Raw genomic sequence first — 13,475 nt, 5'->3', positions numbered from 1 at the left:
TATGGCTGAAAATCGGCAACTACGGCTCGGCACTATTCTGCATGGCGCATCGGGAAATATGTCCGCATGGCGTCATCCAGCGGCTCAGGCCGATGCCAGTATTAATTTTGATTTTGTCAAAGAGACAGCGCTTATTGCGGAAAAAGGGAAGCTGGATTTTATTTTTGTCGCCGATGGTCTGTATATTAATGAAAAATCAATCCCGCACTTTTTAAATCGTTTTGAGCCGTTAACGGTATTATCCGCTTTGGCCAGCATCACCCAGAATCTGGGGCTGGTTGGCACGGTGTCCACCTCATACAGCGAGCCGTTTACGACCGCACGGCAGTTCGCCAGTCTGGACCACCTCAGTCAGGGGCGCGCAGGATGGAACGTGGTTACGTCGCCTCTGGAAGGATCGGCAAAAAACTATTCCCGCGCTCAGCATCCAGAGCATGCTCAGCGTTATCGTATTGCCGATGAATATTTACAGGTAGTGAAAGGATTGTGGGATTCCTGGGAAGACGATGCTTTTACCCGTAATAAAACAAGCGGGGAATTTTTTAATCCGCAAAAACTGCACACACTTAACCATCATGGAGATTATTTCCAGGTCGCCGGACCATTAAATATTGGGCGTACGCCACAAGGCCGCCCGATTATATTTCAGGCGGGCGCTTCAGCAGATGGCAAGAAATTAGCGGCGGAGCATGCTGATGCCATTTTTACCCATCAGGAGTCGCTGGCAGAGGCGAAAGCGTTCTATCAGGATGTAAAAAGCCAGCTGGAAAACGCCGGACGACATCCCGATCAACTGCATATATTCCAGGGCGTTAGCGTTATTGTTGGCGACAGCGCGGAAGACGTTGAGCAGCAGTATCAGACTACCGCTGCGCTGGTCTCTATTACCGACGCACTGAACTACCTTGGTCGCTACTTTGAACATCATGATTTTGCCCAATATCCGCTGGATGCACCGTTTCCGGATCTGGGCTCTCTCGGGCAAAACAGCTTTCGCAGTACGACTGATGAGATCAAACGCACTGCGCGTGAGCGTGGCTTAACTCTCCGCCAGGTTGCACTGGAGGCGGCCAGCCCACGTCCGCGCTTCAGCGGCACGCCGCAACAGGTTGCCGACGGCCTTCAGCAGTGGTTCGACGAAAAAGCCGCTGACGGTTTTATCATCCAGGGCGGAACGCCGGATACCTTCCCGCGGTTTGTCGAACAGGTTGTCCCCGTGCTTCAGGCGCGCGGCCTGTTCCGCCATGAATATCCCGGTACGACCCTGCGCGCAAGCCTGGGATTAGCGACACCTGCAAATCAATTCACACAATAAGAGAAAAACGCTATGCAGAAAAAATCACTATTCCTCGCGCTGTCACTGGCTTTCAGCGCTACCGTCTGGGCAAATGAGGTGACGATTAATGGCACGGGCGTAAGCCTGGAAGCGAATAAAGCGCCGATTAATACGGTAAAAAATCCGCAGGCGATTGCACAGTTGCCAGCAAACCTGCACCTGGCCGTACCGGGCAAATTCACCGTGGCGATTGCCGGGCTCAGCCAGCCGCCGCTGACCGTCTTTGCCGATGACAATAAAACGCTGATCGGCAGCGAGGCGGACATCGCGCGTCTGGTGGCTGACAGTCTGGGGCTGGAGCTCAACGTTGTACCCACGTCATGGGAAGACTGGCCGTTGGGCGTCACTTCCGGCAAATACGATGCCGCGATCAGCAATATTACCGTTACCAAAGCGCGCAAAGAGAAATTCGATTTCGCGACGTACCGGAAAGACTCTCTTGGCTTTTATGTCAAAACCGGCAGCAAGCTGAAGAAAATCGATCAGGCGGAAGATATTGCCGGTCTGCGCATCATCGTCGGTTCGGGGACGAACCAGGAAGCCATCCTGCTCGCCTGGAACGATGAGAACGTGAAGAAAGGGTTGCAGCCGTTTACGCCGGTGTATACCAAAGACGATGCCGCGCAAACCCTGGCACTGCAGTCGGGCCGTGCCGATGCCTACTTCGGGCCTAACGTTATTGGCGCGTGGAAAGCCGCGCTCAACGGTAAAACACAATTAGTGGGTAGCGTTGATGGCGGTTGGCCAAAAGCGGCGCATATTGCCGTGACGCTGAAAAAGGACAGCGGTCTGGTTTTGCCAGTACAAACTGCCCTCAACGGGGTCATTGGCAACGGCGACTATGACAAGGTGCTGAATCGCTGGGGTGAAGGGGTGGAACGTATTCCGCAATCTGAAATAAATCCGGCCGGTTTAGGCGACTAAGGAGGTCATCGTGAGCGATAAATTTCGCGTGGTCTCACCTGAAGCCAGCGAACTGCAGCCCATTTTGAACGGTCTGTTCGGTGAATATGCCGCCCGCTATGGCGATTATTTTTCTCGCGACGCTGAAGTAGAACTGAAGGAATGGTATCTGGCGCCTCAGGGACTTTTCGTGGTACTGGAGCGCCGCGGTGAGATTATCGCCACCGGAGCTTACAAACCTTACGACAAGGACACCGCTGAGATTAAGCGCATCTGGACGAAAAGCAGCCTGCGTCAGCAAGGGTTGGCGGCGCGTGTGGTGCAGGAGCTGGAACGCCGGGCGCTGCTCGCGGGCTACAGCCGGATTTATCTGACCACGGGATTTCGCCAGCCGGAAGCCGTCCGGCTTTACTTAAGTCAGGGCTACGATCCGCAATTTGATACGACGCGCGATCCCGAAGAGTACAGCCTGCCGCCGTTTGATGGCCGGCTGCGCTTTACCAAACTGTTAACTATCGCCGGTCAGGCCAGAATCGCCTGAGGAGAGAAGATGAAAACGACGGATAGCATTAAAGTCGTACCGGCGCGTTATCCCATGCGCACCGTTGGCGCGGTCATTGCTTTGTTTGTTCTGGCGGTGATTATCCAGTCTGTGGCGTTTAATCCGCGCTGGGAATGGGGCGTGTTTGCCCGCTGGTTCTTTGATCCGGTTATCTTGTCCGGCCTCGGGCAAACGCTGTTACTGACGCTTATCGGGACGCTGTTGAGTATTCTTATCGGCGGTCTGTTGGCGCTGGCACGGCTTTCATCTTCCTGGCTGTTGAACTTTCTGGCATGGGGATACATCTGGCTGTTTCGTTCGTTACCGCTGATTGTGGTGCTGATCGTTTTATACAACTTCTCCTATCTGTACGACACGCTGGCGATTGGTATTCCGTTTACGCCCATTCAGTGGGGAAGTTTTGAGACCATCAATGTGCTCGGCCAGTTTTCCACTGCGGTGATTGGCCTGACACTGGTGCAAAGCGCCTATACCGCTGAAATTATTCGGGGTGGATTTTTAGGGGTCGATCACGGTCAGTATGAGGCAGCGGCAGCGCTGGGTTTACCGGCATGGCGACGTACGCTGCGGATTATTCTGCCGCAGGCGCTGCGCACCATTTTGCCTGCTGGATTCAATGAAATCATCAGTCTGGCAAAAGGGACAGCGATGGTATACGTGCTGGCAATGCCGGAGCTGTTCTATACCATCCAGATGATCTACAACCGCACGCAGGAAGTGATCCCGCTGCTGATGGTGGGCGCGGTATGGTATCTGGTGATCACCAGCGTTTTGTCGCTAATTCAGCACCTGGTCGAACGCGCGCTGGCGCGCAGCGAACGACGTTCAGCCATCAATACTGCCCGGGTGAGTCGTGCAGAAAAACGCAGTCGTCAACATCCACAGCAGGAGGCCGTCCATGTCCCACTTGCCTGAAGGCCATATTTCCATTACCGGCGTCAGCAAATACTTTGGCCGCCACAAAGCATTGGATAATGTGTCGCTGGAGATCCCTCCTGGTACGGTAACGGTCATTCTCGGGCCGTCCGGGTCAGGGAAATCCACACTCCTGCGGACCATCAACCATCTGGAACGCGTCGATGAGGGATTTATTCAAATCGATGGTGATTACATTGGCTATCGTCGGCAGGGAGACACGCTGTATGAGCTGAAAGAGGCGGAAATTTTGCGCCAGCGCGTTAACGTCGGCTATGTGTTCCAGAATTTTAATCTGTTCCCGCACTTAACCGTGCTGGAGAATTTGATTGAAGCGCCCATTGCGCACGGTCTGGCATCGCGAAAAGCCGCCACCGAGCGAGCATTAACTCTGCTTGATGCGGTAGGGCTGCGGAATAAAGCCGATGCCTGGTCGCGGCATCTGTCCGGCGGTCAGCAGCAGCGGATCGCTATTGCCCGTGCGCTGGCGCTAAATCCGCGCGTTATGCTGTTTGATGAACCGACATCTGCGCTGGATCCTGAACTGGTCGGTGAAGTGCTGGATGTCATTAAAGCACTGGCACAGTCGGGAACCACGTTGGTTGTGGTGACGCACGAGATTGGCTTCGCCCGGGAAGTCGCGGATCAGGTGGTGTTTATGGTCGATGGCAAAATCGTCGAGCAGGGCAGCAGCGAGCAGGTGTTGAATCATCCACGCCACACACGTACCCAGCAGTTCTTGTCGAAAGTGCTGTGAGTTTCAGGGAAAGATGGGCATGTCTGCATAGGATGTCGAATGCTGCTCTACACTTAGGGTTTTAACTTTGTGGGGTGCAGCATGATTAAGGTCTATGGGGTACCGGGCTGGGGATCGGCCATCAGTGAAGTGATACTCACACTGGCGGATATCCCTTACCGCTTTATTGATGTGGACGGTTTTGACAGCGATGGTCCTTCGCGGGAGTTGCTAAAAACAATGAATCCGCTATGCCAGGTGCCCACACTGATACTGGAAAATGGCAGCGTGATGACGGAAACGGCGGCGATCGCGCTGATGATCCTCGATCGTTGTCCAGCACTTTCACCACCCGTTGGGCACGCCGAACGCCAGCAGTTTCAGCGTCTGTTGATATGGCTGGTGGCAAATGTCTATCCCACGTTTACCTATGCCGATTACCCACAACGCTGGGCACCGGACGCCCCGGCGCAGTTGAAAAAGAACTGTATTGAGTACCGTAAATCGCTTTATATATGGCTGAACGACCAGCTAAGCGCCGAGCCGTACGCGTTCGGGGAGCAGTTAACGCTGCTGGACGTTTATATTGCCGTTATGCGCACCTGGGGACCGGGTCATGACTGGTTTCAGGACAACACGCCGAATATTAGCGCTATCGCCGATGCGGTTTGTCAGCACCCACGGCTGCGTACTGTACTGAAAAACAATAAGATTATTTGATTAAAAAAAACGCTGTTCCGCAGGAGTGCAATTCCCGGAACAGCGGGCGGACTATCGCCATAAGTTTAAATTACGCAACAGAAGGGGTGAGCGTAATACGATCCAACGGACCCACGATAAACAGATAGGAAACCAGGCCGATCAGCCCCATCGAGCCGACATACAGGATGGCGTAATCAAAGGACTGGGTATTCGCCAGAATGACGCCGATCACCAGTGGTGTGATGATACTGGCCATATTGCCGCACATATTGAATACGCCTCCTGCAATGCCAAGCACTTCTTTTGGTGAGGTATCGCTGAGAACGCACCATCCCAGATTGCCAAAGCCTTTGGCGAAGAACGCCAGACTCATCGCGGCGATAACCACAAATTCTGACGATGTGTAATTCGCGATAACGATGACGCAGGAAAGCAACATCCCACAGATAACCGGCAGCTTACGGGCAATTGTCAGGCTGTAGCCGCGTTTTAAAAGCCAGTCGGAGAAAACGCCGCCCAACAATCCACCGATAAAACCGGCAATGGCAGGGATACTGGCGACAAATCCTACTTTAAGGATCGACATGCCTTTAGCCTGATACAGATAGGTAGGAAACCAGGTCAGGAAAAACCAGGTGATTGACGTCACGCAGAACTGTCCAATATAAACGCCAATCATCATGCGGTTGACGCAGACGCTTTTAATTTGCGCAAAGGTAATTTTCTGTGGCTCTTTTTTATTACCCAGCGACGGTTCGCCACCGCCTTCCCTGATATAGTCAATTTCCTGCTGGTTTACCTTCGGGTGATGCATAGGGTCTCTGACCTTCACCAGCCAGAAAATGCCAAGAATAACGCCAATCGCCCCAATGTAATAAAAAACAAAGTGCCAACTTAGATTATGCAAAATAATCGTCATTAACGGCGTAATAATCCCTAACGAGATATATTGTGCGGCCTGATAGACAGAGGTAACAAAGCCCCGTTCGTTATTAGGAAACCACTGCACGCTTAATCGGCTGTTGGCTGGAAAGGCTGGAGCTTCAATCGCCCCCATCAGTAGTCGTAAGATAATCAATACGACAAGTGGGCTGGCGTACAGATACATGGTGCCCTGAAACATCGTTACCAGCGACCAGCCAATCAATGCGCAGCCGTATACCAGACGAGAACCATAGCGATCCAGGAGCCAGCCGCCGGGCAGTTGCATAATGACATAAGAAATACCGAAGGCAGAAAAGGCCAGCCCCATTGCTTCAGGATCAAAACCTAATTCTTTGCTCATAATCGGAGCCACGACGGATAATGTCGCGCGATCGGCGTAATTAAATACGGTAGCAAGAAACAGAAATATCAGAATGCCGTAACGCACTTTTGTACGCTTTATTATTGTGTTCATCACCCACTCCTTTCATAAGGTTGAGAGCGTTTCTGTAGGGAAGAGGGCGGGTATTACTTACCCGCCAAATAAATTAAGGACGTTTACCAAACTCGCAGGTCAATTGTGTCCAGCGGCGCGTCTGCTCGCTGATGCTAAACCCCAGGCCGTGACGGTCGGAAACCCACATCCGGCCATCACGCAACTCAAGCTGTTCATTAAATAACGGGTTCAGCCATTCAAAATGTTCCAACCATGGCTCAAGGGGATACGCTGCGGACAGATGCAGGTGAACTTCCATGGCGAAGTGCGGAGCCAGTTTGCGTCCGTGTTTCGCCGCCAGGTCCATAATTTTCAGGAACGGTGAAATTCCCCCCACACGCGGAGCATCGGGCTGCACATAATCGCTGGCATTTCCGAGGATCAACTGTTCATGTTCGCGGAAGCTGGTCAACATTTCACCGGTGGCAATCGGGGTATCAAGCGCGGCGGCCAGTTGGGCGTGACCTTCAACGTCGTAGGCGTCCAGAGGCTCTTCAATCCAGATCAGATTGAACTGCTCCATTTTACGTCCCATACGGATGGCGGTTTCCCGGTCCCACTGCTGATTGGCATCGACCATCAGCGGGAAGTCATCACCCAGCGCTTCACGCACCGCGGTTAAGCGACGAATATCCTCAGCGCAGTTTGGTTGACCAACCTTGAGCTTGATACCGCCAATGCCGTTTTCACGGGAAATAACCACGTTTTTAAGCACCTGATCCAGCGGGGTATGCAGGAATCCACCGGAGGTGTTGTAGCACTGCACGGAGTCCCGATGCGAACCCAGCAGTTTTGCCAGCGGCAACCCTGCACGCTTGGCCTTCATATCCCACAAGGCGATATCGATAGGGGAGATTGCCTGAACCGCCATGCCGCTACGTCCCACGGAGGCGCCAGCCCACAACAGCTTGGTGTAGATCTTGTCGATATCGTTTGGGTCTTCGCCTAACAGGTTATCGGCAATTTCTTTGGCATGCGCATAGATCCCCTGACCGCCAGCCCGCTTTGAGTAACTGAATCCAACGCCTTCAAACCCGTCACGGCTGCGGATCTCGGCGATGATAATGGCGACTTCGGTTAGAGGTTTCTGACGACCGGTCAGCACTTTGGCATCGCTTACTGGTGTTGCCAGGGGAAGGAAAGCGAGGGATAGCTTAACCCATTCGATCCGATCGCCGGTTTCTGCCGCGGTTTTTGCATTGGCCGATTTGGCATAGGTCACGGCATCAGAATTGGCACTTAAAGACATAATGTTCTCTCCTGGTTATAACAAATGATTGCGCTATCATTTTTAATGTTAGCGCAATCACTGCGCCAGTGAATTGACTGCGATTTGAACAATCGCTCACAAATACTGAGAGAAAAGGGTGGTAAATTATAAACGACGTCACATTCCAATACTTTATGGAGAAATGCACAAATCGTTGTGATTGCGCTATCATTTTGAGCTGCGATAATTAACTAAGCTGCTGTTTTCCCTGCATTATCACCGAGCGACGCTGGCAATAGCCCAAATCATGATGAATAATGCCAGGATACATCGGCGATTTTTGACAAGGGCATCGACAGTGAAAAACTCCAGACCTCCGCGCGCCCCCACGCTGGAAGATGTTGCCCGTACCGCGGGATTGTCACCCATGACGGTGAGCAGGGCGTTGAATACCCCGCAGCTGGTGCGCCCGAAAACGGTGGAAAAAGTAATGCAAGCGGTACGCGCCACCGGCTATATTCCCAACGCGCTGGCCGGCGGACTGGCGTCACGACGCAGTAAGCTTATCGCCGTGGTGGTCCCGCAAATTAACAACAATATGTTTGTCGATACCATCCAGTCATTGAGCGATGAACTGGCTGAACGCGGATACCACATCTTACTCTGCGTGTCGGGTTATACGCCGCAAACAGAGGCTGAGCTGGTGGCGACACTGCTTTCTCGCCGCCCGGATGGCGTACTGCTCACCGGCATTCATCATACCGCCGAACTGAAAAAGGTGATTCTTAATGCAGCCATTCCGGTCGTGGAGATCTGGGATTTAACGCCAACACCTATTGATATGCTGGTCGGATTTTCGCATGAAAAAGTCGGGATGGCGGTGGCAGATTATTTGCTGGAAAAAGGCTATCGCCGTCCTGGCTTGCTATGGACAGCCGATCGTCGGGCAGGCCAGCGTAAACAAGGACTGTGCGATGCGCTGAGTCGTCATGGTATTGCCGCTGAGGCTCAGGTGGATGTCCCGCTACCGGCCTCTCTGGCATTGGGGCGCAGCGGATTAGCTCAACTATTGGCTGAAGGCGCTTTTGATGTCATTGTCTGTAGCTCAGATACGCTAGCCCAGGGGGCGATCATGGAAGCCGAAAGTCGTGGTCTGCGCGTGCCGCAGGAGTTAGCGGTTATCGGTTTTGGCGATCTCGATTTTGCTGCCAGTAACCGACCAGCCATCACCACCGTCAGCGTCGACCGACGGGCCATTGGACAACGTGCCGCCTCTCTGCTTGCCGATCGTATCGAACAAATTCCGCGTGAAGACGATATTATTGATGTCGGATTTCACCTGGTTGAACGAGAGTCCGCATAAGTTACCTGCATCCCAAAACATTAAGGAATCTGCTATGCCGCACGTTGATATTAAATGTTTTCCCCGCTCCCTTACCGACGAACAAAAAAATGCGCTGGCGGCGGATATTACCGAGGTCATTATTCGTCATTTGCAAAGCAAAGACAGTTCCGTGAGCGTGGCGCTCAATGAAATTGAGCCCGAGGCGTGGCAGGGCGTGTGGGATGCGGAAATAGCGCCGCAGATGGCAAAGTTGATTAAAAAACCCGGCTACAGTATGTAAGAAAAAACGGGCGGATAATCCGCCCATTTTCGTTGTGATTACGGCGTAACGATGTTGAACCAGAATTCGAACTTATCCATATAGCCGAGCATGGCATCAAGCTTGGTGCCGTCACCGGTTATCTTCACGTCACCGCTGTCTTGCGCCTGTTTTAGCGTCACTTCCTTGAGGATGATTTTGTTCAGCGTGTCGCGATTCAGCGTGACGGTGGCGTCGGCGTCTTTTGCTTCGGCATTGGCGGTATGGTTCAGTACGCCATTCTCCAGCTCAAGTTTATATTTACCACCGTCGCTGCCAAGGTCGATGTTAAACACCGACTTCGCATCGCCCGCTTTTTGTCCGTTGATATGCACCGCCAGATAATCGAAGAACATTTCCGGCGTCATGGCGCGAACGGTATCCGGGCTGGCGGTATTCGGGGTTGGGCCTTTGACTACGCCGTTACGCAGCTCTTGCGCCCCGGTAAGATAGAAGTTACGCCACGGGCCGGATTCAGCCTGATACCCCAATTGCTCCAGCGCATCCGCTTCCAGATTACGCGCGGCCTGGTTATTCGGATCGGCAAACACCACTTTGCTCACCACCTGAGCTACCCAACGGTAGTTACCCTGGTCATAGTCGGCTTTTGCTTTCTGCAAAATAGCGTCAGCGCCGCCCATATAGTCGACAAATTTCTTCGCAGATTCTTCCGGCGGCAGTTCATCCAGCGTTGCCGGGTTGCCGTCAAACCATCCAAGATAGAGCACATAGGTTGCTTTTACATCATGGCTCACGGAGCCATAGTAACCGCGGTTAGCCCAGGTGTGGGCCAGTGAGTCCGGCAGCTTAAAGTTTGCGGCGATCTCATCGCGGGTCAGACCTTCGTTAGCCATGCGCAACGTCTGGTCGTTGATGTAACGGTACAAATCGCGCTGGCTTTTCAGCAGGCTTACAACCTTGTCATTACCCCAGGTAGGCCAGTGGTGCTGCGCCATCATCACTTCTGCTTTATCACCCCAGCGGACAATCGCTTCGTTGATGTATTTGGACCACGGCAGCGGTTCACGGATTTTGGCTCCGCGCAGAGAGTAGGTATTGTGCAGGGTGTGGGTGACATCTTCAGCAGATTCAATCAGTTTCTTCTCTTCGATGTACCACAGCATCTCCGAAGGCGCTTCAGAACCCGGAGCCAGCATGAAATCATAGGTCAGGCCGTCAATGACCTCTTTTTGTCCATCTTTCTCAATGATATTCGTTGGCGCAATCAGGGTAACGGTTCCCGCAGAAGTTGTGGTTCCCAGTCCCGCGCCGACCTGACCTTTGGCATCAGGTTTTAGCAGGTTGCCGTACATGTAGCTCGCGCGGCGGCTCATGACGTTACCTGCCATGATATTCTCAGCGACCGCAGCTTCCATAAATCCGGCAGGCGCATAAATTTTCACTTTGCCCGCTTTAACGTCGGCTTCATCAACAACGCCGCGTACGCCGCCGTAATGGTCAACGTGGCTGTGGGTATAAATCACCGCGACAACCGGTTTTTGACCGCGGTTTTTAAAGTAAAGATCCATCCCGACCTTAGCCGTTTCTGCAGAAACCAGCGGGTCAACGACGGTAACGCCTTCTTTACCTTCAATAATGGTCATGTTCGACAGATCGAGGTTACGAATCTGGTAAACGCCATCCGTTACTTCAAATAGCCCGCTGATGTTGATCAACTGGGACTGGCGCCACAGGCTCGGGTTTACCGTATCCGGCGCTTTATCGCCTTCTTTGATGAACGCGTATTGCTGCGGATTCCAGATAACATTTCCCTCTTCACCTTTGATCACTTCCTGCGGGAGTGGAGCGATAAAGCCTTTGTGGGCGTCGGTAAAGTCGGTGTTATCGGAGAATGGCAGTTGGTTGTATAGCGCGTTGTTGGCTTGTTGCGTGGAGGCGGTGGCGTCTTTGGGAGCTTCAGCGGCCATAACGGGAACAGATAACGATGTGAGTAACCCAGCCAGTATAAAACTCTGTGCGATTCTATTAAGTTGCATCGTAAAACCTCTCTGACACTTCATAAGTACAGTTGGGGGATGCTGCTTTCACGGATAGTGTTTTGATTAGATATTTGCGTTAGTGCAAGATTAACTATAATTCACGCGAATGATTCAGCAAGGAAGGAGGGAGAATTTATCTGATTGGTTTTTCAGCAGTTTTAAGAAAACAGTTGCGGATGACAGCGGAGAACTGCCATCCGTTGGCAGAGTATCATTCACCAGCGATAATGCGCTTCCCGCTGGAGACAAACGTTCCGGCCCCAAGGTGATGCAACGTATTGAGCTTGCCATCATCAAACTGCCAGCGTCCTTCGACGAAGGCTCTCTCATCAGCGGCAGCCGAGACGACTTCCCCAAACAGCGTGTCATATTTTTCCTGTGCCGCAGTGGCTGGCAACAGGCGACACTCCATCCAGGCCAGGCATTTCGCTTCTATCAGCGGTAAACCCAGGACCGGTCCTTGCACTACGGGAATGCCGTAGCAGTTGAATTTATCTTCCACGCGACCGGAAACGCTGCCTACGGCCCAGGTCCAGTTGATGGCGGCAACGCCCGGAATAACGATGCCGAATTTACCGCTACGTTCGATTAGTTCACGCGACCAGGCGGTCTTATCAACAACAATTGCTACCCGCGGTGGTTCAAACTCCACGGGCATTGACCATGCTGCTGCCATCACATTTCGCCGCTCGGTATGCTCATCCCGGCTGGTTATCAATATCGTAGGACCGTGATTGAGTAGCCGACTGGCGTGTTTTAATTCGATCGGACGAAAATGGCTCATGGATGCTCCTTGGCTGAGAGATAACACACCACAATAAACATAGATATTAACGGTATTAGCGATTTTGTCGCCTCACCAGGAGGAACAACGCACAAAATCGACGGCGTAAATTTAAAAATGCGTTATAAGTACTGCATTAACCGAACAGGAACTCCGTATGACGCCTTTTTTAACCGCTTATTTTGCCCGTATTGGTTGGTCAGATTTGGCCAGGGTCGACATTGAAACCTTACGAGCGCTGCATTTATTGCACAACGCCGCCATACCTTTTGAAAACCTGGATGTATTGCTGCCCCGTGAAATGCAGCTTGACGATTTGTCGCTGGAAGAGAAGCTGGTAACGGCGCGTCGCGGCGGTTATTGCTTTGAACAGAACGGAGTGTTTGAACGAGCGCTACGTGAGATCGGTTTTAACGTACGCAGTCTGCTCGGGCGTGTGGTACTGGCAAATCCGTCAAGCCTGCCGCCGCGCACGCATCGTTTGTTGCTGGTCGAGTTACAGGGGGAACAGTGGATTGCCGACGTTGGCTTCGGCGGGCAAACGCTGACGGCGCCGATTCGTCTGCAGGCTAACATTGAGCAGAAGACGCCACACGGCGAGTATCGGCTGATTCAGGAGGGTGAAGACTGGATCCTGCAGTTCCGTCATCATGAACACTGGCAATCGATGTACCATTTCGACCTGGTGGTACAGCACCAGAGCGATTATCTGATGGGCAACTTTTGGTCTGCTCACTGGCCACAATCGCATTTTCGCCATCATCTGCTGATGTGTCGTCATCTGCCTGACGGCGGGAAATTAACATTAACCAATTTTCATTTTACCCATTATCAGGATGGACACGCGGTGGAGCAGATTAATCTGCCGGACGTCGCCAGCCTGTATGCTTTGTTGCAAGAACGTTTTGGACTAGGCGTGGATGATGTGAAGCATGGGTTTACACTCGGTGAGCTGGCGACGGTTATGGCGGCGTTTGATACGCATCCGGAGGCGGGAAAATAGGGGCATCGGAAGTCATGCCGGATGCGGCGTCATCGCCTTATCCGGCTTACGGAAATGATTAAAAATCTATTGCCCATTCTGCGTGAAACAAGATCACCGCCGAACCGGTAATGGTGACTTTTTCCGGCAGGTTTTCACGGATAGTCACCGTTACATCAACAATCCCGTCGCGCCCGAGCGCGCGGCCCTGATGTCCCTATACACGTAACGTTTCCCCATCATGCGCTATCCAGGCCCGGTAAGCGCAAGCGCTACCGGGTA

13 protein-coding genes and 1 pseudogene are annotated in these 13,475 nt (G+C 52.6%); 9 read left to right on the top strand and 5 right to left on the bottom strand.

The features are described 5' to 3' along the window. Nucleotide 1: 1 nt before the first annotated feature. The 6 genes from OGV77_RS24890 to OGV77_RS16045 all read left to right on the top strand — a co-directional run bounded on the left by OGV77_RS24890 (nt 2) and on the right by OGV77_RS16045 (nt 5,172). Nucleotides 2-1,315, top strand: a complete 1,314-nt coding sequence (locus OGV77_RS24890) for an LLM class flavin-dependent oxidoreductase (RefSeq protein ID WP_075146188.1) — start codon at nt 2-4, stop codon at nt 1,313-1,315. Between the two features lie 12 nt (nt 1,316-1,327). Continuing rightward, nucleotides 1,328-2,260 (top strand): ABC transporter substrate-binding protein, encoded by a 933-nt coding sequence (locus tag OGV77_RS24885; protein WP_043016280.1) that lies wholly within the window; start codon nt 1,328-1,330, stop codon nt 2,258-2,260. Nucleotides 2,261-2,270: 10 nt separating this feature from the next. Next, nucleotides 2,271-2,780, top strand: coding sequence for a GNAT family N-acetyltransferase (locus OGV77_RS16060; RefSeq protein ID WP_286502873.1), 510 nt, complete (start codon nt 2,271-2,273; stop codon nt 2,778-2,780). A 9-nt stretch (nt 2,781-2,789) separates the two neighbouring features. Beyond that, nucleotides 2,790-3,716 (top strand): amino acid ABC transporter permease, encoded by a 927-nt coding sequence (locus OGV77_RS16055; protein WP_043016282.1) that lies wholly within the window; start codon nt 2,790-2,792, stop codon nt 3,714-3,716. Continuing rightward, nucleotides 3,700-4,473: an amino acid ABC transporter ATP-binding protein gene (locus OGV77_RS16050; protein ID WP_087050537.1), complete on the top strand. Its 774-nt coding sequence runs from the start codon at nt 3,700-3,702 to the stop codon at nt 4,471-4,473. The genes OGV77_RS16055 and OGV77_RS16050 overlap by 17 nt, the downstream gene beginning before the upstream one ends. A gap of 81 nt (nt 4,474-4,554) precedes the next feature. Beyond that, complete coding sequence (locus OGV77_RS16045) at nt 4,555-5,172, top strand: glutathione S-transferase family protein (protein ID WP_043016284.1); 618 nt, start codon at nt 4,555-4,557, stop codon at nt 5,170-5,172. Between the two features lie 70 nt (nt 5,173-5,242). Here OGV77_RS16045 and OGV77_RS16040 read toward each other — a convergent pair whose 3' ends face one another. Then, nucleotides 5,243-6,553, bottom strand: coding sequence for an MFS transporter (locus OGV77_RS16040; RefSeq protein ID WP_286502872.1), 1,311 nt, complete (start codon nt 6,551-6,553; stop codon nt 5,243-5,245). 73 nt (nt 6,554-6,626) lie between these two features. Beyond that, complete coding sequence (locus tag OGV77_RS16035; RefSeq protein ID WP_043016286.1) at nt 6,627-7,823, bottom strand: L-talarate/galactarate dehydratase; 1,197 nt, start codon at nt 7,821-7,823, stop codon at nt 6,627-6,629. Nucleotides 7,824-8,094: 271 nt separating this feature from the next. Between OGV77_RS16035 and OGV77_RS16030 the strand changes: the two genes are divergently transcribed. After that, nucleotides 8,095-9,147 carry a LacI family DNA-binding transcriptional regulator gene (locus OGV77_RS16030; protein ID WP_370638287.1) on the top strand — a complete coding sequence of 351 codons (1,053 nt, stop codon included), beginning with the start codon at nt 8,095-8,097 and terminating at the stop codon, nt 9,145-9,147. A 34-nt stretch (nt 9,148-9,181) separates the two neighbouring features. Then, entirely contained in the window at nt 9,182-9,409 is a 228-nt protein-coding gene (gene pptA, locus OGV77_RS16025) for a tautomerase PptA (RefSeq protein WP_043016288.1), read from the top strand. A gap of 38 nt (nt 9,410-9,447) precedes the next feature. Here pptA and OGV77_RS16020 read toward each other — a convergent pair whose 3' ends face one another. Together OGV77_RS16020 and OGV77_RS16015 are read right to left on the bottom strand one after the other, a co-directional pair. Then, nucleotides 9,448-11,424 carry an alkyl/aryl-sulfatase gene (locus OGV77_RS16020; protein WP_043016289.1) on the bottom strand — a complete coding sequence of 659 codons (1,977 nt, stop codon included), beginning with the start codon at nt 11,422-11,424 and terminating at the stop codon, nt 9,448-9,450. A gap of 214 nt (nt 11,425-11,638) precedes the next feature. Further along, nucleotides 11,639-12,211: a flavin reductase family protein gene (locus OGV77_RS16015; protein WP_043016290.1), complete on the bottom strand. Its 573-nt coding sequence runs from the start codon at nt 12,209-12,211 to the stop codon at nt 11,639-11,641. Between the two features lie 157 nt (nt 12,212-12,368). Here OGV77_RS16015 and nhoA point away from each other — a divergent pair, with 157 nt between their 5' ends. After that, a complete protein-coding gene (gene nhoA, locus OGV77_RS16010; RefSeq protein ID WP_043016291.1) occupies nt 12,369-13,214 on the top strand; it encodes an N-hydroxyarylamine O-acetyltransferase in 846 nt (281 codons plus the stop codon). Nucleotides 13,215-13,272: 58 nt separating this feature from the next. On the opposite strand, the pseudogene OGV77_RS24880 reads toward nhoA, so the two are convergent. Then, nucleotides 13,273-13,443, bottom strand: a pseudogene (locus tag OGV77_RS24880) (PhzF family isomerase); the annotation flags it as partial. Between the last annotated feature and the right edge of the window lie 32 nt (nt 13,444-13,475).

Origin of the sequence: Citrobacter sp. Ce129 (assembly GCF_030334545.1) — a bacterium.
In the GTDB taxonomy this organism is placed as follows: Bacteria; Pseudomonadota; Gammaproteobacteria; order Enterobacterales; family Enterobacteriaceae; genus Citrobacter; species Citrobacter europaeus.
The sequence above is the reverse complement of the archived record's forward strand: the minus strand, read 5'-3'. Positions and strand labels throughout refer to the sequence as shown.